14 protein-coding genes are annotated in these 19970 nt (G+C 64.3%); 4 read left to right on the top strand and 10 right to left on the bottom strand.

From position 1 onward, the window contains the following. The 3 genes from YUO_RS45840 to YUO_RS0139350 form a co-directional block, all read right to left on the bottom strand. The coding region (locus YUO_RS45840) for a DUF4372 domain-containing protein (protein WP_156908971.1) at window positions 1–134 on the bottom strand (134 nt) is incomplete at its 3' end. Between the two features lie 129 nt (window positions 135–263). Further along, entirely contained in the window at window positions 264–995 is a 732-nt protein-coding gene (locus YUO_RS0139355) for a thermonuclease family protein (protein ID WP_028352020.1), read from the bottom strand. Window positions 996–1148: 153 nt separating this feature from the next. Then, window positions 1149–2879, bottom strand: a complete 1731-nt coding sequence (locus tag YUO_RS0139350; RefSeq protein WP_028352019.1) for a hypothetical protein — start codon at window positions 2877–2879, stop codon at window positions 1149–1151. A gap of 415 nt (window positions 2880–3294) precedes the next feature. Here YUO_RS0139350 and YUO_RS0139345 point away from each other — a divergent pair, with 415 nt between their 5' ends. Then, the gene (locus tag YUO_RS0139345) at window positions 3295–4131 is read left to right on the top strand and encodes a caspase family protein (protein WP_028352018.1); all 837 of its coding nucleotides are present in this window, start codon (window positions 3295–3297) and stop codon (window positions 4129–4131) included. 166 nt (window positions 4132–4297) lie between these two features. On the opposite strand, the gene YUO_RS0139340 is transcribed toward YUO_RS0139345, so the two are convergent. The 3 genes from YUO_RS0139340 to YUO_RS0139330 all read right to left on the bottom strand — a co-directional run bounded on the left by YUO_RS0139340 (window position 4298) and on the right by YUO_RS0139330 (window position 7156). Then, window positions 4298–5197 (bottom strand): efflux RND transporter periplasmic adaptor subunit, encoded by a 900-nt coding sequence (locus YUO_RS0139340; protein WP_028352017.1) that lies wholly within the window; start codon window positions 5195–5197, stop codon window positions 4298–4300. A gap of 25 nt (window positions 5198–5222) precedes the next feature. Continuing rightward, window positions 5223–6140 carry an alpha/beta fold hydrolase gene (locus YUO_RS44280; protein ID WP_028352016.1) on the bottom strand — a complete coding sequence of 306 codons (918 nt, stop codon included), beginning with the start codon at window positions 6138–6140 and terminating at the stop codon, window positions 5223–5225. Window positions 6141–6280: 140 nt separating this feature from the next. After that, complete coding sequence (locus YUO_RS0139330) at window positions 6281–7156, bottom strand: class I SAM-dependent methyltransferase (RefSeq protein ID WP_035728651.1); 876 nt, start codon at window positions 7154–7156, stop codon at window positions 6281–6283. Between the two features lie 346 nt (window positions 7157–7502). On the opposite strand from YUO_RS0139330, the gene YUO_RS0139325 reads away from it, so the two are divergent. Next, on the top strand, window positions 7503–9083 hold the full coding sequence (locus tag YUO_RS0139325; protein WP_028352014.1) for a winged helix-turn-helix domain-containing protein: 1581 nt from the start codon (window positions 7503–7505) through the stop codon (window positions 9081–9083). 232 nt (window positions 9084–9315) lie between these two features. Further along, window positions 9316–9582, top strand: a complete 267-nt coding sequence (locus YUO_RS0139320; protein ID WP_156908970.1) for a DUF1127 domain-containing protein — start codon at window positions 9316–9318, stop codon at window positions 9580–9582. A 379-nt stretch (window positions 9583–9961) separates the two neighbouring features. Here the strand turns inward: YUO_RS0139320 and YUO_RS0139315 are convergent, their stop codons facing one another. Together YUO_RS0139315 and YUO_RS0139310 are read right to left on the bottom strand one after the other, a co-directional pair. Next, complete coding sequence (locus YUO_RS0139315) at window positions 9962–12415, bottom strand: adenylate/guanylate cyclase domain-containing protein (protein WP_028352012.1); 2454 nt, start codon at window positions 12413–12415, stop codon at window positions 9962–9964. 316 nt (window positions 12416–12731) lie between these two features. After that, entirely contained in the window at window positions 12732–14795 is a 2064-nt protein-coding gene (locus YUO_RS0139310; protein WP_028352011.1) for an AsmA family protein, read from the bottom strand. Between the two features lie 217 nt (window positions 14796–15012). On the opposite strand from YUO_RS0139310, the gene YUO_RS0139305 reads away from it, so the two are divergent. Beyond that, window positions 15013–15687, top strand: a complete 675-nt coding sequence (locus YUO_RS0139305; RefSeq protein WP_028352010.1) for a Crp/Fnr family transcriptional regulator — start codon at window positions 15013–15015, stop codon at window positions 15685–15687. Window positions 15688–15799: 112 nt separating this feature from the next. Here the strand turns inward: YUO_RS0139305 and YUO_RS0139300 are convergent, their stop codons facing one another. Continuing rightward, window positions 15800–18949 carry an efflux RND transporter permease subunit gene (locus YUO_RS0139300; protein ID WP_028352009.1) on the bottom strand — a complete coding sequence of 1050 codons (3150 nt, stop codon included), beginning with the start codon at window positions 18947–18949 and terminating at the stop codon, window positions 15800–15802. Then, window positions 18949–19872, bottom strand: coding sequence for an efflux RND transporter periplasmic adaptor subunit (locus YUO_RS0139295; RefSeq protein WP_028352008.1), 924 nt, complete (start codon window positions 19870–19872; stop codon window positions 18949–18951). Before YUO_RS0139295 ends, YUO_RS0139300 begins: the two co-directional genes overlap by 1 nt. Window positions 19873–19970 lie beyond the last annotated feature (98 nt).

The following is a 19970-nucleotide window of genomic DNA, read 5'->3' as shown; positions in this document are numbered from 1 at the left end:
AGCGCCACCAGATGATCCCAGCTCTTGAATGACTTGTCGTAGGCATCCCCGCCCAGACGATCCACAACTGTCTGAAACTGCCGCCGATTGATCGGTTCAAGGAGCCTTCCAAAAATGCTATCGCGAAATCGCATGCTCGGCCTTCTGTGTCTCGACAACCAGAAAAGGCCGATTTGCCTCGGTCTCGCCGAGCATGCACCGCGACATAGTGAATCATTCCCCGGACAGCCCTGCAAAGAGCGGGGAGAGGTTGAAGAGCATCACTACCGCCGCGTCTCGCGACAACCGGCGGCTTCGGCCTCCTCGACCGAGCAGAACCAGCGCGTGCCTTTTGAGATCTTCATTTCGATCTTCGCATACCAGCGGCTTGTCGGCTGGTGATAGATGCACTCGCCGGAGCGATTGACGTTGCCCTTGATGGTGCAGTCGGGCGAGGGCGCCACCGGTCCGGATGCCGAGGCCAAGAGAACCGCTCGCGCATTCTCCGGCGGCTGGACGGCGCCGAGAACGGCGGTTTTCTTGTTGCGGATGCGCCAGTCCCACGGCGCGATGAACGCGCCCTGCCACATCCCGGCCTTGGCCTCGCGCGCGGCTTTCTCGTCTGCCTCGTAGTCGCGCGAGAGGCGCGTCTGCGCCAGCGCCCAGCCGTTCGACACCAGCCATTTCTGGATGTCCTCACCGTCGGCCTCGCAGCGCGCCACCGTGCGGCCGCGGCGATCCGCCACCGCCCGTGCATGACAGGTCCAGCTCCTAGCCCCGAAACGCTTGATCAGCTCGTCGCGCGCGGCGGCGCCGCAGGTCCAGCGCTCAGCCCTCGTGTTGAGGCAGAGCTGATCGACGGCAGGCGCGTCGATGCCGCCGAGGCGAATGCGCGTGTGGCCGATCTGGAGCTGATCGCCCTCGCGGATTTTTGGAATGCCGGTAATGTCGGCCGCGTGTGAGGTGACGGGCAGTGACAGCAGCAGGAACGCAGAAAGCAACGTCCGTAATTTCATCGGCAATCCCGGTGGCAAAATGACATTGTGCGGACAATGGAGCCGTCTTGCCAGAGCAGGGGTGTCGCACTGCTTTCAACTTCCCGTCATTGATGGGCGAATGGCGAGTAGCGAATGGCGAATGGAAAAGATCGAATCGCCACTCGCCACTCGCTATTCGCTACTCGCCATCGCCCTCCGCGCCAACGCCAGCCCCATCAGCACGAACGCCGACGTCACTTCCGGCCCGCCGACCAGAATCCGCGTCGGCGTCTTCATCTTGTTCCACTCGTACGCCCGGTACGGCCCGTGCCGGCCGCCCTCGCCAAGACTTGTGACGATGCAGTGCAGCGCCGGCGCGAATGTCGAGACGTCGGCGCCGAGATGCGCAAGCGCCATCAGCGCCAGCGCGGCGTCGAACGGGTTCATCTCGCGCGCGATCAGTTCACCCTCGACATAGGCCAGCACCTTCTCGCGGATCAACGCGAACGTGCCGTCCGGATCGATCGCCTGCCGCGCCGGCTCGGGCAATGCCATGAACGCAGCATGGCAGCGGCCGAAATAGGCGGAGTAGAGTTCCGGCAGGTAATAGATGTGCGAGCGAGGATTCTTGAACGCGCCGCTTTCGGCGAGCCGCCGCTGGAAGCCCAGGATGCGATGCACCGTCTCCAGCCGCTGCGGCGTCTCCAGAATCTTCCAGCGTGAAAGGTTGCGGAAACTTACTTCGAGAATATCGAGGTTGAGTGTCGGATCGAGGTCGTTGCCATAAGGCCGGTCGCCCGCGAGATTGTCGATCCAGGTGACGACGCCGCCCTCGTAGTCGATATTGTCGTTCAAGGGCACGGTGACGCGCGGCTCGTTGGCGCCCTCGCGCACCTGGTAGCCGCGGTAGAAGTCGAGCAACGGCTGGTCGAGGATCGGATCGGTGCAGCCGGCCTGTGTGGCGGCCGAGAACGAGCACGCCGTGGTGTCGCAGTCCGGCACGTAGATGCCGAAGCCCAAATCCTGCTTGATCTGCGAGAAGAATTTTGAAAAGCGCGGATGCGGCAGCGGCGCCAGGGCCGTGATCACGTTCACGGTGGTGCCGTCATGCGCGGGCACTTCCTCGGCTGAGGTCTTGAGACAGAAATCGACCATCTCCGAAATCGCGCGCCTTGAGGCCGCGGCCTCGTCCGAAGATGCCAGCCCGGTCTCGACGTAACTGAGCAGCGCCTCGGTGAAGAAGGCGTCGTAATAGGCCGAGCGGTGGCGGATCTGCATCGGCTGCCACATCGGCTCGGCAATCCCTCGCCAGGGCGGGTTGATCAGCGCGCGCGCCGGCGAATGCGCGATGAAGATCCGCGCCAGGCTGAACAAGAGCGTCGAGTTCTTGTAGCCGCGCGAGTTCAGCCCGGTCAGCGCCATCAGCATCTCGCGCCCGCCCATGTCGGCGTCGCCGATCAGGTTGAAGGCGGCATAGGTCGGGATGAAGCCGTTTTTGGCGAATGAGCCGAGCAGATGCGCGCCGCAGCGGCGGATCACCCGGTCGATCTCGCTTCGATCGGGCACCCGGCCCAGTGCCGCCACCGGCCCGGGGGCGGGGTGGCGGACATTAATATCGGCCATCAGCTCGGCGATCGGCTGTCCCACCGCGGCCCAGTCCGGCTCGGCATCGTCGCGGGCCCTTCGCAGCGCCTCCTGCAAGGCGCCGAGCCGCTTCTGGTCGCGCAAGGCCGGGTGCCCGGTCCGCCGCAACAGCGGCCGCAGCGCCGGGTTGCCCAGCGCCGTGCGATAGAATTTTCCCAGATGGGGGTCGCCGCCGCGGTATTTCAGCAGCACGGGGTCGCAGACGTCGTAGAGCGACGGGCCGTCTTTCCGCGCGGTCAGCGCCCGAAATGCGGCGCCGGCGATGGTAGAAAAGCCCATGCAGTTTCTTTCCGCCGGAACGGTGAAGGAAGGGCCACGTTGAGCACGATCCGTAAAACCCCGGTAGTCCCGGGGCTTCTGTTACGGGCTCGATGGGGAGTCCACGCAGCCACCGCCGGCCGGATGGGCCTGCAAGCCCTTGAGAACTAACCAAATCCGGAAGGGAACACAATGTGATATGGGTCACTTAACTGGTGTTAACCCTCCTCTTATAGTCGGCCGCAATTGGTTCCATGCATCGAATGAGGTTGTCCGGGAGGGCCCGACAGGCTAAAAGACCGTTGTTGCGGTGCCGCAAATTGAGCGCAATTAGACGGCACACACCCGGCAACCCCATCAAACCTGAACGGTCCGCACGCGACTAACTGGCGCGGTCTTGCTTGGCGCTATGGACAAACTTGGGAATGGAAACGCGATGAACCTTGGTCAGCTCTGCATTTCCCGCCGCACCGTCACCATTGCCGTTGCTTTTGTGGGCCTGGTATCGCTGGCGATCGGCGCCCATGCCGCGCTGAACAAGCGTTCGCTCGACGCCGCCAAGGCGATCGGCACCGAGCAGACCGGCGCGATCGGCACGTCCAACCGCGTCGCCCTGGTGATTGGCAACGGCCATTATCCGGATGCCGCGGCGCCTTTGTCCCAGCCGATCAATGATGCCCGGGGCCTCACGGCTGCCTTGCGAGCCAAGGGTTTTGATGTCGACGTGGTCGAAGACGCCACCAAGGACGACATGGCCCGCGCCGTCGCCCGCCTGAAAGACAAGATCAAGCCGGACACGGTGGCGATGCTGTTCTTCGGCGGCTATGGCGTCCAGGTCGGCCGCGAGAGCTTTATGATCCCGGTCGACGCCGCGATCTGGAAGGAAGCTGATGTGCGCCGCGACGGCGTGAGCATCGAGCAGGTGCTTGATACGATGACCGAGAAGGGCGCCAGCGCCAAGCTCGTCGTCGTCGACGCCTCCCGCCGCAATCCGTACGAGCGCCGCTTCCGTTCCTATTCACATGGGCTGGCCCCGATCTCCACGCCGGAGAACGCGCTGATCCTGACCTCGGCCACGCCGGGCAAGGTGGCCGACGACGGCAAGGGCCAGTACAGCGTGCTGGTCACCGAACTGCTCAACAATTTGAATTCGCAGTCCGGCGTCGCCAGCGCCTTCAACAAGACCCGCATCTCCATCTCCCGCGCCTCCGACGGCGAGCAGGTGCCGCAGGTGTCGTCGTCCTTGCTGGAAGACGTGCGGCTGGGCGGGTAAGGCGGACCCAACCGTTATCTCTCAACACGTCGTCCCTGCGAACGCAGGGACCCATACGCCGCGGCCCGCGCAAATGGCACACGGCGAGACGGCTTTGCTTCAACAATGTAAGGTGGTTATGGGCCCCTGCGTTCGCAGGGGCGACGGCAACAGTTTGCCCGCCCGTCTACTTCGCGTCGGCGCTCGCCGTCACCGCCCGCACCGGATCGCCCTCGCGCAAGAGCGCGCCGGCGCGCGCCACCACGATGTCGCCTTCCTGCAGGCCCGAGGTGATCTCGACCTGGCCGGCCGACATCAGCCCGGTTTCCACCCGCCGTGTTTCGACGCGGGCGCGCCGCACCACCTGCACCACGGTGCCGGCGGTGCCGTAGAGGATCGCGGTCAGCGGCACGGCGACGCCGCAGCTCTGCCCGGTCCTGATCTGCGCGCGGCCACTTGAATTGACCAGCAGCCGCCGGGGAGTAGTGACGCCGACGAACACCTGCGCGAGCTGGCTGTTCGGCTCCACCGTGGTCGACAGCCGCCGCACCCGTCCGTCGACCTCGCCGGCGCCGATCACCTTGATCCGCGCGGTCTGGTTCACCTGCAGTTTGGCGATATCGCGCGTCGGCACCATGCCGACCAGGTCGAACTCGCCGCGCGCGATGATCGAGAACAGCGCTTCGCCCTTGGCCCCCGCCATCGCGCCGACGGACGCCGTCGAGGCCGAGATCACGCCCGCCACCGGCGCCTGCACCGTGATTTGCCCGCCCTCCGGCAAATTCAGCCGCGCCAGCACCTGCCCTGCGGTGACGCTGTCGCCCGCATCCACCATCACCTCGGCCACCTTCAGCCCCATCCGCTCGGGCCGCACCTGCGTCTCCTCGCGCGCAATGATGGTGCCGGACACCTCGACGATATTGGCAAAACAGGATTTCGCCGCCTTGAGCACCGTGACCGCAGCGCCCTTGGGTGCGGCGGGGTCGGGGTCGTCGGCGGCGGCGAGGGAGGAGGAAAGGCAGATCAAGCCTGCGGCAATCAGGGGGGCCAGCGTCAGTGAAAGGCCGCGCGCGTGGAAGATGGTCATCTGCGTTTCGTTCCCGGTTTCGGCCTTAACCGATACCAGAAGGCCGGCGGGAGAGCCAAGCGCCAAGAATGTCATCCCTCCGCCCGGCTGCGGCCTCCGACGGCGCCGTTTCGAGCGCCAGCGGAACGCCGGCCAGTTCGTCCGCGCGGGCGATATGCCTCGCGATCGCGGGATTGACGGATGACGCGTGCGTCAGCGGGAGCATATGGCCGGCGGCCGGCAAATGCCGGATCTCGGCGCAGTCCATGATCGCGCCGAGCCGCTGCACGATGCGTTGGGTGAGATAGGGCGACAGCCCTCCCGAAAACAATAGCGTCGGCACGCGAAGCGAGGCCGCCGCGGTGGCGACATTCTGTTCGGCGAACGCCGCCGTGAAATCGAACGCAAGCTTGTCGGCACGCTCGATCATGCGCAGGCGCGCGCTGGCCGGTAGCGGATCCTGCGGACCGGACCCGTTCCAGAACTCAACGAACTTGTCGATCGCGTCCAGCGCCGATCCATTCCAGAGGTCCTCGGAAACCTCACGCGCGACCTCTGCGAAACGCGCGTGCAGCCGCCGGTCCGCGTCACTCTCGCACAGCAGTGTCGGCAGCACCGGCTCGATCAGCGTCAGGCTGCGCAGGCGATGCGCGAACGGGGAGCAGGTCGCGATCTTGAACGCAATCGCGCCGCCGTAGGAATGGCCGACGAGATGGATGGGGCCGTCCGCATCGTTGAGCAGGCCGCTCAGGTATCGAACTTCCTCCGCGAGCGTCAGCGGCAGATCCGCCGCACAGCCGCTATTGGCGCCATAACCCGCGATGTCAGGGGCGAAGAATGGATGCTCGCGCCCGAGTTCATCGGCGAGCGTCTTCCATTGGCGGCCTGAGCCCAGCGAGCAATGCAGCGCCACGACGCAAGCCTTTTCGCGATATGCGCGCGAGATTTCAATCACATTGGTCATCGAAATGCTCCTGACGATCCGGAAAAGTGGACACCGGCTTTCTCTCGCGGCAAACGTGGAACGCGTTTGCGCGCAAATCATGCTCAAATCAACGAGCCAGAGCGGGATGACGATTCGGAGAAACGTCATCCCGCTCGGTTTCACTGCTTGGTGATGACGACCTCGAGATATTCGCTGGGCACAACCATCGTGCCGTCGCCGGAGCGGTTCATGCGAACGATCAGGGCATGCAGGTCGTTATGCAGTTCTTCCTGTTTCGCCGGATCGAGGGCTGCGAACGCTTTCAGCACCGGGCCGTAATACGTCTTGAACACGTCGAGGAAGTGCGCCGGCGAGCGATAGCGAAACCTGAACAGGCGCGATTCCGCTCTGATCGAGCGCGCGTCCGCGTCGAACATTTCGGTCAGCCGCGCGCTCGTTCCCCACTGCGCGGGCGATTTGACCCCAGTGGGCGGCGGCAGATATTTGCCGAGCGTCCTGAAGACCTGTCCGATAAAGCCGTCCGGCGTCCAGTTCGCCAGGCCGATCCGGCCCTTGGGCTTGCAGACCCGCATCAGCTCGGCGGCCGCACGGTCCTGGTTCGGTGTGAACATGACGCCGAAGGTGGAGAGCACCGTGTCAAAACTGTTATCATCGAACGGCAGGTTTTCCGCGTCAGCTTCCCTGAATTCGATTGACATGCCTTCCGCCGCGGCGCGTGCCCGACCGCGCTCCAGCAACGCCGGCACATAGTCGGTCGAGGTGACGTCGCACCACCGCCGAGCCGCAGCGAGGCTCGCCATGCCATTGCCGGCGGCGACATCGAGCACCTTTGAGCCGGCCTTGAGATCGAGCGCCTCGCAGAGTTCTTCGCCGACGATCTGCAGCGTCGAGCCGACAATGGCGTAATTGCCAGACGACCATGCGGCTTGTTGGCGCGTCTTGAGGGCTGCAAGGTCGGGGGCAGGTTGGGCGGAATCGGCTTGGGCAGAATCGGCCTGGGTTTGGGTCGCTGCGATCGCGCTCTGGGCGGCCATCGATGTCTCCTTTTGGGATGCTGCGGCCACGGAAGGGGCCGCGATGAACCAAACATGGCCTTGGGCGGACCTAAAGGCTGTGATGCGGGGCTGATTTTGCCTTGAGGGGACCCTGATTTTTCAGTGAGATGCCTCTTTCTGTGAGATTTTTCACAGGGTCCCGCCGGGAAATTCGCTCTACCTCTTCCGGGAGCATGATCCGGAAAAGTGGATACCGGCTTCCCTCGGGACAAACGCGGAGCGTTTGCCCCGAGATCATGCTCAAACAAGAAGTGCGGGACCAAAGTGACCTGAAATTTACGTGCCGATCCGAAATGACTTATGACGATTTAACCGGGATGAAGCCGTGCAATTTCACTTTTCCAACCATGTCCTCGATGTCGACCTTCGCGAGCTGACGCGCGGCGGCCAGAGCGTAGCGGTCGAGCCGCAGGTGTTCGATCTATTGGTTCATCTGATCGAAAACCGCGACCGCGTCGTCACCAAGGACGATCTGATCGAGAAGGTGTGGGACGGCCGCATCATCTCCGAATCCACGCTGACGAGCCGGATCAACGCCGCGCGCAGGGCGGTCGGCGACAGCGGCAAGGATCAAATCATGATCCGCACGCTCGCGCGAAAAGGTTTTCGTTTCGTCGGCGACGTGCAGCCGAAAGCCGCGAACGGCCGCGAAGGGCGTGCTGCTGCGCCCCAGCCGCTCGACCTCACTGGCGAACCGCTGCACCCGCCCCTCCCGGCGCTCGATCGCACCGCGATTGCAGTGCTGCCGTTTGCCAACCTCTCTGGCGAGCCGGAGCAGGAGTATTTTTCGGAAGGCATCAGCGAGGACATCATCACCGCGCTGTCGAAGCTGCGCTGGTTCTATGTGATCGCGCGGAATTCCTCGTTCATCTACCGGGGGAAATCCGTCCACCACCAGCAGATCGGCGAGGAGCTCGGCGTCGGCTATGTCGTCGAAGGCAGCGTGCGCAAGGACGGCGACCATGTGCGCATCACGGCCCAGCTCGTCGACGTGGCGAGCGGCAGTCACCTCTGGGCGGAGCGCTACGACCGCAATCTTGCCGACGTGTTCGCCGTGCAGGACGAAATCACGCAGGCAGTCGTCGCGGCGATCGAGCCGCAACTCTACGCTGCCGAGGATTTCCGGGCCCGGCGCAAGGCGCCTGACAACATGGATGCCTGGGATCTGGTGATGCGGGCGCTATCGCATTATTGGCGCGTGACGCGGCAGGACAATCTGGTCGCGCAGGCGCTCTTGGAAAAGGCGATCAGTGTCGATCCTTCATACGGCCAGGCGCTCAGCCTGCTGGCTGCCTGCCATACGTTCGGCGCCCATATGGGCTGGCAGGAAATGTCCAAGGCCGTACCAACGGCGGAGCGCGCGGCACTGGCGGCGATCCGGGCCGACAGCGAGGACGCGTGGGCGCATTATGCGCTGGCCAGCGTCTATCTGTTCAACCGTCGCTTCGATGATTGCATCGCCGAATTCGAGCTGGCGCTGCGGCTTAATCCGAATTTTTCTCCCGCACGCGGCATCTATGGCGTTGCGTTGTCCTATCGCGGGCGCTGGGAAGACGGTGATCGCGCGGCGCGCGAGGCGCTGAAACTCTCACCCCGCGATCCCTTTGCCGCGATCTATTGCGGCGTCGCCGCCTATTGCCAATATGTCGGCAAAAATTACGCAGAGGCGATCCGCCTGTCGCGTGAAGCGCTACGGCAGCGCGCCGACTTCGTCGGCGCCCACCGCGTGCTGACGGCCTCCCTCGGCATGGCCGGCGACACTGACGTCGCCAAAGCGGCCGTCGAGGGCCTCCTCGGCGCCCAACCCAACTTCTCGCTCGCCTGGCTGGCCAGCGGACTGCCGTTCGAGCACGAGGCTGACAAGGCGCATTATCTGGAAGGGTTTCGGCGCGCCGGTCTGCGATAGCTTCGCGGCGATATCTCAAGAGAGTCTGGACGGTAAATCAGAGCGGTCTGAAAGTCTTGGCCGGTCGTAACGGGCATGTTGACGCTGCCCTCGCTGCCGCGAGGTCGGTGCTCCTCGCGCCTTCGGGCGTACGTACCGAAGCCTGCTGACACCATGCTGGCAGCAGGCCTTCGATAGAAAGGATGCCCGGCAAGCTCACCGGGTTCCGGCTACTGTTTGAAAGAAAATAGCCATGACTATGCTGACCACCATTCCGACCTCCGTCACCAGGCCATTTGCCTGGCGAATTGCGGTTTGGCTCGCGCGCCTGCGCCGTCTCGTCAACAGCCTCCTCGCAGCGGTCATTGCGCGCCACGAACGGCACGCCATGCGCGAGGCCCTGCGCAAGCTCGACGATCGCCATCTCGAGGATCTCGGCATGTACCGCACGCAGATCGACAGCAGCCTCGAAGAATTGGCGCAGACCCGCGCGCGAATGCAGCAGCCCAGTTGGCACTGACAGGCGCGTGCGTCCACGTGGCTTGTTATCAGACGGCCGCAACGGTTGCTAGCACCCGGTCGTTCCCGGCGCCCTCTGATTTTCATGGGGCGGTGAATGAAGCAAATCCTCGGGCGCAACGGCGCTGCGGGAGGATTTGGTGTGTGGCTATTTGAAAATTGAATCAGGCGCTAGCTTCACCCTCCCCTGGAGGGGGAGGGTCGACGAGCATCGCGAGATGCTCGGCGGGGTGGGGTGACGGTCTCTCCACATCCGACGGTGCCCGAGTGGAGAGATCACCCCACCCCGTTTCGCACTTCGCTTCGCTCCATGCGAACCGACCCACGAGCGAGCTTCGCTCGTCTCGGACCCCTCCAGGGGAGGGTAAGCAACCCGCTCATTACGACTTCTTCTTCATCCGCGCCGCCGCTGCGGCGGCATCGACCACATTGTCGACCGACTCGCGCCAGGCGGTGATCTCGGCTGCCAAAATCGGATGATTGAATCCCTTCAAATTCAAATCATCGATCGGCCGGCCCTCGACCCACGGTTCCACCATGCCATAGACGCGCCGGCTCACCACGATCTGGTTGGCCTTGGCCTCGTCGCAGAGGCGCGAGGCGAGGTTGGTCACGCTGCCGATCGCGGCGTATTCCAGGCGCTGCTCAAAACCGATCTGGCCGAGCGTAGCGTAGCCGAGTGCGATGCCGATGCCGAAGCCGAGATTGTGGCCGCGGTTGCGCCACTTCTCGGTCAGGCTGCCGATGGTGTCGCGCATCTCCACTGCCATCCGCACCGCGCGCGCGGTGTGGTCTTCGAACTGGATCGGTGCGTTGAACAGGATCATCACGCCGTCGCCGGCATAGCGGTCGAGCGTGCCCTCATACTTGAAGATCAGTTCGCCGAGCGCTGCGTGATACTCGCGTAGCACGTTCATCGCCTCTTCCGGCTCGGTGGTCTCGGTGAACGCGGTGAAGCCGCGCAAATCGCAGAACACCACCGTCACCTCGCGGCGGTGGCTGTCGAGCAGGCCCTCATGGCCGTCGGAGGAAGCGATAAGCTGCGCCACCTGCGGCGCCAGGAAACGCTCCAGCCGCCGGATGCGCTCGATCTCGCCGAGCTGCGTCTCCACCCGCTCCTCCAGCGAGCGATTCCAGTCGCGGAGCTGGTCGGTCTGCTCCTGCAGCTTGCTCGCCTGTTCGCGCACGATGTCGTTGGCGGCGAGCAACTCGCGGCTCTTGTGGTCCACTTCGGTGAAGAGGCGCGCATTGCGCATCGCTAGCACGGCCTGGTGCGCAAAGGTCTTCATCAGGCCGATCAGGTTGGCGGAGAACTCGCCCTCGTTCCGCCGCAGCACCACCAGCGATCCCAAGATGCCGGTCTGGTCGACCAGCGGCACCACCAGCACCGAGTGGAAGCCGGCTTCCATCGCGACATCGCGCAAGGGATGTTCGGGCGTTGCGCCAAGCCGCGGGATCGCGATCGGCTCGCCGCTGGTTGCGGCTTCGCCGAGCGGCGAATGGTCGGCGTCGATGGCGCGATGGCGGCCTTCGGCAGCCTTGTCGATGCCGATGGCTTCGGTCAGGCTGAACTGGTGATTGCCGGCGTCATAACCGTAAATCAGCACGGCATCGGCATGCGTAATCTCGAGCGCGCGCGCGGCGACCGTAGGCAGCACCGCGTTGAGATCGAGCGAAGAGGCGACCGCGCGGCCGACCTCCTCGAGCACCTTGAGCTCGTTGATCGATTGCGCCAGGTCCCGCGTCCGCTCGTTCACCTTGGCTTCGAGGTTCGAATAGGTCTCGGCGAGCTGCCCGGCCATGCCGTTGAACTGGTTGGCCAGCTCCTCCAATTCGTCGGACGTCTTCACATCGATGCGGTGGCCAAAATCGCCGGCGCCGAGCCGCCGCGCGCCGGCCTGCAGCGCGGTGATCGGCACCAGCAGGCGCCGCGCCATGATGGTGCCAGCGATGATCGCGACCACGAGGCCAAGCGCGATCAAAAGCGCGATCCGCACCAATTGATCGCGGATCGGCGTCAGCGCCTGCGCTGTCGGCTGTTCGAAGAACACGCGCCAGCCGAGTTTCGGCACCAGGCTTGAGGTCGTCAGCACGGCATCGCCATTGGCATCTAGCCCCGACGCCGGCGCGACGCCGCCGGGCTTGCTGACGGCTGCGACCTGCGGCAGCGCCGACAGGATCTTGCCGACCTCGGGCCCGTTCGAGGACCTGGCCAGCACCTCGCCCTTGGCGTCAGTGACATAGGCATACGCCACCTTGCCGACCTGGGCGTCGATCAAAAATTCGGAGAGGAAATCGAGATCGATTTCGGCGACCGTGATGCTGCCGTCGGCATGCGACAGCGAGATCGACATGAACGGCTGCTGGTCGCGCAAATAGGCCGGCGCAAAGCTGGTGCCGCGCGAAACGGTTTCGGTGAAGCGGACATCGCGGGAGAAATCGGCGTTGCTGCCGAGCGTGACGGTCTGCCGCGTCAGGCGAAGCTGCTCGCGGCCGTTGCTGCCAAGCAGCGAGAGCTGGCTGACCTGCGGCACCTGCCGCAGCAATTGGGTGTAGTCGGCGCGGCGCAGATCCAGCGTATTGGAGGAGGCGCGCGTCACCCAGGAGATCTGCCGCTCCAGCTCGGAGATCGACTGCGCGATCCGCTTCGCGGTCGCCTCCGCCTTGTCAGACATGCCGTCGTGGAGCGAGCTCTTGATGCCGCGATAGGTGATCCAGATTTCCATCGCGCCGTTGACGGCCAGCACGAACACGACAAGCCCGACCAGCGCGACGACGTATTTGGCAAACAGCCCCTCGCGGAGAAACCTTGCTCTATCGTTGCCCTCGCTCATCCGGACCCTCGTGCGCCACGCCCTTAAGCATGCGCATCCGTTCGTCGCTTGCCACGGGGCGCTATTGGGGGGCCCCGGATGAGGCCTGTTTAGCACGAATTGAGGGGGCCGGCGGGCCCTCCGCCAGCATGGTTAGCCCCGATTTTAGGCAGTGGATTCGTTGTGCCGGCGGCGGTGCTCAACCTCGCCCCGCCCATCGCGGGGAGAGGTCGGCGCGAAGCGCCGGGTGAGGGGCTGCCTCCGCAATGGGACTCGCGGAGGCAGCCCCTCACCCCAACCCTCTCCCCGTGAAGGACGGGGAGAGGGAGTTAAGGCCTCACCGATTGAACAACTGCCGCAACACCTCGTTCATCGGCTGGCTGTCCTGCTGCGCGGTCGTATCGCTCGGCGCTGCTGGGGGCGGAGGCTCGGCCGGCGCGGCCTGCGTCGGCGCCTCGGCGGGCGAGGTCGGCGCCAGGCTCCGTTGACCGCCCGGCCGCGCGCCGCCTTGCGGCTGATTCTGCCCCAATCCACCCAATCCCTGAATGAGGTTGCCGATGGTCTCGCCAAGCTGGCCGCCGAGCGGATCGTTCGGCTTGCCGCCCGTCTGGCCGGTGCCGGGCGCTGTGCCCTGACCGCCGGCCGCACCTTGTTGTCCGCCGCCGAGCAGGTTGCCGATCGCAGCGCCAAGCCCGGCACCATTCGGTCCGAACAGGCCCTTGCCCATTTCCCTCAGCTTGGCATAGGCCCCCTCCGGATTGTCGAGAATGCCCTGCATCTCCGGATAAATCCGTGGGCTCCCCCACGGGCCCTCGATCATCACGGGAATGCCGAGCCCGACCGGATCGCTGGTGCGGCCCTGGCCTTCGGTGGTCATCACGAGTTTCGGCTCGACACGGAAGCCGATCTGCTTGGTGCCGAGATCGATGGTGCCGACGCCGGTCATCTTCACCAGCGGGCCGACGAGGTTGAGATCGGTGGTCTGCGCCTGCCCCTTGTCGATTTTGAACGACGCCGACAATTGCGAAAGATCCGTCGCCTTCTCATCGCTCGCCTGCCACCCGGACAAGGTGTTCGCCGTCAGCGAGCGGATCATCTGGGCGACATTGAGCCCCTTGATGGCGCCGTCCTGGAACACGACGAAGGCAGTGCCCGCCATGTTCGACATGATCGCGCGCTGGCTAGTGCCGTTGGAGCGCACGCTGATCTTCGCCTGCATCCTGCCGTCGATCCTGTCGAAATCGGCAAGGCCGTGCAGCAGCGGCAGCGCGCGCACGCCGGTGAGGTCGGCCCGCATCGCATAAGTGGGATTGGCGGTGGAGACGTCGACGGTCAGGTCGCCATTGGCGTTGCCGTCATAGGCGCCAAGGTTGGAAACCTGCGCCTTCAGGACGCCGCTTGCGAGCGTGGCGTCGATTGCGGCGGGGGTGAAGCGCGCGTCGCCGATCTTGAGTTCGGCCGCGGAAATGCGCGCCTGCAGGTCGACGTAGTTGAGGCCATTGACGTCGATCGTCGCGTTGCTCCAGGGCTGGCCTGAGGAAGAATCGGTGCTGCGCGACATCGCGACCGTGAGCTTCTGGAAATCGAGGTCGAGCTTGACCAGCGGCTTGCTCGACAGATCGACCGAGGCCCAGCCGTTGAACGCGCCGTCGCCGAGGGTGCCGGTGACGCCGTTGATCATCACGACCGAGCCGTTGAGCCGGGCTTCGGCCTTGGCCGTGAGCTGCGCGTGCAGCAGGCCCGGCGCATCGATCTTGATCTCGGTCGGGATGTTCTGCCGTTCGACGGGGGCGGCGGGCAGCGCCGCTTTGGCTTCGACTTTCAGCGGATGGCCGCCGCTGCGCGCACTGCCGGTCAGCGTGACCTTGCGGTCGGCATCAATCGTGATGTCGGCGTTGACGGTCTCGATCCTGTTCTCGACGCGGTCGCGCAAGTTGGAGAACACGATGGTGCCGCCGGTGACGCTGACATGCTCGATCGAAAAGGCGTCCGTCGTTTTGCCGCCGGCGGGCTTCGAGGGAGGATTGGCCTCCCTCACGCGCTCGCGCTTCAGGGGCAAATTCACCACCGGGCGAATGATGACGAGTTCGGTGATCTGCGGCCGGCCGGCCCACAGGCTCGCCAGCGTCACGTCAGCCTCGATGCTTGACGCCGTGAAACGATGGTTGATGTCGCGATCCCTGGGATCCTGCAGCGTGACATCGTTCAGCCGGATGTTGAGCTGTGGCCACAGGCCGATCTTGGCACCGCCATTGATGGCGAGCTTGTAGCCGGTCTCGCGCTCGATCCGCTCCTGGATCTCGGCCTTCAGGTAGCCCGAGGGGATGCCGATCACCAGCAGCAGCGCGATGACGACGATCACGGCGACAATAATGGCGCCGGCAATTTTCAGTGCTCTCATATCGACATTCCAGACCGCGCAAACGGCTCTTATTTCGGTGGCTCGACACGCCGTCGCAACCGGTCGGGCGAGCTTATCCCGGAAAGGGATAGCGCCCAATGCGGCCAAAAATAATCCCGGGCTACTGCAAAGTTATGTGACTTATGACACACTCGTGGGCAGGGGAATCCTGCTAACGGCGTTCGGGGGCGGTGGAGCCGATCGGGAAGGCGATACAATGACTAAACAGGCCGAATTTGCGGTCATTTTGAAAATGAACCCGATGTTTGCGGATTTGGGTGCCGACGAATTGCAGCGTATCTCCGGCCTTTGCCACACCCAGCAGCTCGACATCGGCGAAATGTTGTTCCAGAAGGGCGATCCCGGCGACGCCCTGTACGGCGTCCGCCGCGGCCAGATCCGGATCGAAACCGGCGCCTCCGACGGCAGCCGCCTGACGTTGAACTTCATGGGCTCCGGCGATCTCTTCGGCGAAGTCGCCGTGCTCGACGGTCAGAGCCGCACCGCGGACGCCACCGCCGGCGAGCCGTCGGAACTGTTCGTGCTGCGCCGCGAGGATTTCCTCGCCTTCCTGGAGCGCGAGCCCAAGGTCGCGATCAAGATCATCATGCTCTTGTGCCAGCGCATCCGCTGGCAGAGCGAACGAATGGAAGAATCCGTGCTGCAGCCGCTGCCGGTCCGGCTGGCGCGGAGGCTCTGTGCGCTCGCTTCCGATTTCGGTTCCGAAGTGCACATCTCGCAGGAACAACTCGGCGTCTTCGTCGGCGCCGCCCGCGAAAGCGTCAACCGGCAACTGCAGCTCTGGCGCAAGGACGGCATCCTGGACCTGCAGCGCGGACGGATTTTGCTGCAGAACATGACCAAGCTGACGGCGGTGGCGAGGAACGAGTAAAGTAGCCGCTCAGCTCAGGCCACTTCTCATAGTGCAGGGTGGGCAATTCTGCGCGTACCCAACAGGTAACGAACACGGGCCGGTCTTCAGCGGCTCGCACGATCCACTTTACCTACTCCGCCGCAGGCGACATCGCGGGCGGGCCCTTGGCCGGCGGCTTGCCGTGATGATCCGGCCCGTGGTCACCAGACTCGGTCTCCGCGCTGGACACGATCAGCTTCTTGCCGAGGCGCCAGCACAGGGCGCCGAAATCGTCCATCACCATGAACATCGCGGGCACGAACACCAGCGACAGGATGGTGGAGAAGATCAGGCCGCCGATCACCGCGAGCGCCATCGGCGAGCGGAATTCGCCGCCGGCGCCGAACGCCAGCGCTGACGGCATCATGCCCGCCGCCATCGCAATCGTCGTCATTACGATCGGGCGCGCGCGCTTCATGCCGGCGTCGATCATGGCGTCTTCGCGCTTCCTGCCCTCGCGGATCGCCGCACTGGCGAACTCGACCAGCATGATGGCGTTCTTGGTGACGATGCCCATCAGCATCAGGATGCCGATCCAAACCGGCGTCGTGAGCTGCTTCCCGGTCAGCAGCAATGCCGCGATCGCGCCGCCGATCGACAGCGGCAGCGAAAACAGGATGGTGATCGGTTGCAGGAAGGTGCCGAACAACAGCACCAGCACCGCGTAGACCATCATCAGGCCGGCGGTGATCGCAGTCGCAAAGCCTTCCGACAATTCGTTGAGGCTTTCGGCGTCGCCCGACGGGCTGACCCTCACACCCTTCGGCAGGCTCTTCATGACCGGAAGATCGTAGATCAACTTGGTGGCGTCGCCGAGGGCTGCGGTGCCGACGAGGTCGGCGGCGACGGTCGCCTGTCGTTCGCGGTCATAGCGGTTGATGCTGGTCGGGCCCTGATCGAGCTGGATGTCGGCGACGACAGACAGCGGCACGCCGCCGCGTTCGCCGCGCTGGCCGAGCGGCACCCGCAATTGCTGCAGCATCTGCAGGTCGCTGCGCGCACTGTCCTCGAGCTGGACCCGGATCGGCACCTGACGGTCGCCGGCATCGAACTTCGCCAATGCCGGACCGACGTCGCCAATGGTGGCGACGCGAATCGTCTGCGACAGGCTCTCCGTCGAAACGCCAAGACGTGCCGCCAGTTCGGCGCGCGGCCGGATGCGAAGCTCGGGGCGGTCGAGCGCGGTTTCCGAGATCACGTTGGCGATGATCGGGATCCGCTTCATCTGCGTCGCCAGCTCGCTGGCGACGTTGTTGACGATGTTGCTGTCGGTGCCGGTCACGACCAGCGAAATCGCTCGCAGGCCGTTTTCGTCGAGGAACCAGAAGCGGATATCAGGAACGTTTTCCAGCTCCTGGCCGATCTCGAGTTCGAGCTGCCGCTGCGTAATATTGCGATCGGCCTTCGGCGTGTAGTTGATGATCAGCGCGGCGCGGCGGACTTCCTGCGTCCCCGGCGGTACGCGGCCGCCATCGACGAAGATGCTCTTCACCTCGGGACGCTTGCGCAGACGGGCGACAATTTCTTCAGTGACCTTTTCGGTGTAGGCGAGCTGCGAGCCCGGCGGCAACTCCATTGCCAGCAGCGAGCGCGCGGTGTCCTGCGCGGGCAGAAAGCCTTGCGGCAGCAGCGTGATGCTCCAGATCGAAGCAGCGAAGACGCCGAAGCCGATCAACACCGTGATGAAGTAGTGCTTCACCGACCAGGTCACGATTTTGGAGTAGGTCTGCAGGATGCGCCCGGGCGGCGGGTCTTCGTGCGGGTGATCCTTCAGGAAGTAAGCGGCGAGCACCGGCGTGACGAAGCGCGCGGCGAGCAGCGAGAAGAACACCTGCACCGACACGGTGATGCCGAACTGCTTGAAGAACTGCCCGGCGATACCGGACATGAAGCTGGCGGGAGCAAAAATCGCAATAATCGTCAGCGAAATCGCGATCACCGCGAGACCGATTTCGTCGGCGGCCTCCAGCGCGGCGCGATAGGGCGATTTGCCCATGCGCATGTGGCGGACGATGTTCTCGATTTCAACGATGGCGTCGTCGACCAGAATGCCCGTCGACAGCGTAATGGCGAGGAAGGAGACGAGGTTCAGCGAGAAGCCGAGCAGGTCCATTGCCCAGAACGCCGGGAAGATCGACAGCGGCAGCGAAATCGCGGCGATGATGGTGGCTCTGATATCGCGCAGGAACAGCAGCACGACGATCACCGCGAGGATCGCGCCTTCGAACAAGGTCGAGATCGCCGCATCGTAATTGCCCTTGGTGAAGTTGACCGAGGTGTCGATCAGCTTCAGGTCGACGTCGGGATGGGCAACCTTCAACGCATCGATGCGCTTCTGCACGGCCTCGGCCACCACCACGTCGCTGGCGCCCTTGGAGCGCTTGATGCCGAGCGCCACCACCGGTTCGCCGTTGAAGCGGGCAAAGGTCCGGCGATCGGCAATGGTGTCGGTGACGGTGCCGAGGTCGTCGAGCCGGACTTCGCCGCCGCCGAACAGCGGGATCATCGTGCCGGCGAGATCGTTCAGCGTCTTGGCGCCTGCCAGCGTGCGAATCGCCTGGTCGTTCTTGCCGATTTCAGCACGGCCGCCGGCGAGGTCGACATTGGTGCCGCGAAGGATCTGGCTGACATTGACGGCGGTGAGTCCCGCCGCCTGCAACCGGTCGGGATCGAGCGAAACGAGAATTTCGCGCTCGACACCGCCGATGCGCTCGACCTGCGCAACGCCGCGGACGCCCTGCAGCGCGCGCTTGACGACGTCGTCGACGAAATAGGAAAGCTGCTCCGGCGTCTTGCCCGGCGAGATCGCGGCATAGGTGACGATCGGCAGGCCGATCACGTCGACGCGCTGAATCAGCGGCTCGTTGACGTTCTGCGGCAGGTTCGCGCGTACACGGGTGACGGCATCCTTGACGTCGTTCAGCGCGCGATCGGTGTTGGTTTCGAGCGCGAACTGGATCGTCGTCACCGAAAGACCGTCGGTGATCGACGACGAAATATGCCGCACGCCCTCGACGCCGGAGACGCCGTCCTCGATGGTCTTGGTGACCTGCGCTTCCAATTCGGCTGGAGCCGCGCCGAATTGCGCGACCGCGACCGAAATCACGGGGATGTCGGCGCTCGGCAGCCGCGTCACCGCGAGCTTGGTGAAGCTGACCCAGCCCAGCACTAGGAGAATGATCGAAAAGACGATCGACGGAAGCGGATTCCGGATCGACCAAGCCGAGATATTCAAAGCCATTAGCGTGCCCGCGTGCGTTCGAGTTCGTCGGCGAACATGGTTTTGACCTGGTCGCCGTCGTGCAGCGAGGTACCAGCATCAGCCACGACGATTTCGCCGACGTCGAGGCCTTCAAGAATTTCAGTTGAGGTTTCGGAGGTCAGGCCGACGCGCACCTTTCGGGTTTCGATGGTGTTGCCCTTGACCACCTGCAGGGTCAGGCGGTCGATGGCGGTGCGCGGGACGGCGACGCCGCAGGAGCGCTTGGCGTCGATATTGGCGCGGGCAAACATGCCGACCTTGAGCGAGGGATTGTTGTTCAGCGAAATCCGGACCTTGCCGAGCTGGGTGGTGCGGTCGATCTGCGGTGAGATCTGCCGGACCTTGCCGACGACATCGGGCGCATCGTCACGGCTGATGCGTACCGTCGCACCTGGATTGAGCTTGAGCAGATGAACGCTCGGCACTTCGGCTTCGAGCTCGATTTCATTGTTCACGGAGACACGGAACATCGGGCCGGCCTGCGGCGAAGCCGGCGCGCCGACCGCAGTCCTGACTTCGGTGACGAGGCCGGCAGCCGGCGCGCGAAGCGATATCGGTCCAGACCGACCTCCCGGGGCTCCCGGCTGTTGCGGCGGCGGGGTGAGGCGCGCCATTTCCTGATTTTCGGTAACCGTATCGCCTTCCTTGACGAACAAATCGGTGACCCTGGAGCCTTCCTGATCGACGCCGATCTGGGCTTCGCGCCGCGGCACGATAAAGCCGGTGACGCGGACCATGTCGGAGAAACAGGCATTGGTGGATTTGGTCACGATCACCAGCGCCTGGCCCGGCGTTTCCTTTTCTTCCGCGCGCGGACGGTGCTCGAACCAGTAATAGCCGACGGCCACAACGGCAACGAAGGCCACCCCGAGCGCGGGTTTGAAGTATTCGGAGAATTTCATTGCCGGATCAATCCAGACTGGAAGTCAAATCAAACAGGGCGCATTGGCTGGCCGAAGGCCTGCGATCTCGCCCAAAACGAATACGTCCCGCATTTGTG

It is taken from the genome of Bradyrhizobium murdochi, assembly GCF_000472965.1.
Taxonomy (GTDB): Bacteria; Pseudomonadota; Alphaproteobacteria; order Rhizobiales; family Xanthobacteraceae; genus Bradyrhizobium; species Bradyrhizobium murdochi.
Note: the sequence above shows the minus strand (reverse complement) of the source record. Positions and strands in the feature narration are given on the sequence as shown.

Coding starts and splice junctions, on each gene's coding strand:
- YUO_RS0139315 (WP_028352012.1), bottom strand. CDS start 12,415: ATGAGCGAGGGCAACGATAGAGCAAGGTTTCTCCGCGAGGGGCTGTTT.
- YUO_RS44280 (WP_028352016.1), bottom strand. CDS start 6,140: ATGACCAATGTGATTGAAATCTCGCGCGCATATCGCGAAAAGGCTTGC.
- YUO_RS0139350 (WP_028352019.1), bottom strand. CDS start 2,879: ATGGGCTTTTCTACCATCGCCGGCGCCGCATTTCGGGCGCTGACCGCG.
- YUO_RS0139295 (WP_028352008.1), bottom strand. CDS start 19,872: ATGAAATTCTCCGAATACTTCAAACCCGCGCTCGGGGTGGCCTTCGTT.
- YUO_RS0139310 (WP_028352011.1), bottom strand. CDS start 14,795: ATGAGAGCACTGAAAATTGCCGGCGCCATTATTGTCGCCGTGATCGTC.
- YUO_RS0139300 (WP_028352009.1), bottom strand. CDS start 18,949: ATGGCTTTGAATATCTCGGCTTGGTCGATCCGGAATCCGCTTCCGTCG.
- YUO_RS0139320 (WP_156908970.1), top strand. CDS start 9,316: ATGACTATGCTGACCACCATTCCGACCTCCGTCACCAGGCCATTTGCC.
- YUO_RS0139305 (WP_028352010.1), top strand. CDS start 15,013: ATGACTAAACAGGCCGAATTTGCGGTCATTTTGAAAATGAACCCGATG.
- YUO_RS0139330 (WP_035728651.1), bottom strand. CDS start 7,156: ATGGCCGCCCAGAGCGCGATCGCAGCGACCCAAACCCAGGCCGATTCT.
- YUO_RS0139345 (WP_028352018.1), top strand. CDS start 3,295: ATGAACCTTGGTCAGCTCTGCATTTCCCGCCGCACCGTCACCATTGCC.
- YUO_RS0139340 (WP_028352017.1), bottom strand. CDS start 5,197: ATGACCATCTTCCACGCGCGCGGCCTTTCACTGACGCTGGCCCCCCTG.
- YUO_RS0139355 (WP_028352020.1), bottom strand. CDS start 995: ATGAAATTACGGACGTTGCTTTCTGCGTTCCTGCTGCTGTCACTGCCC.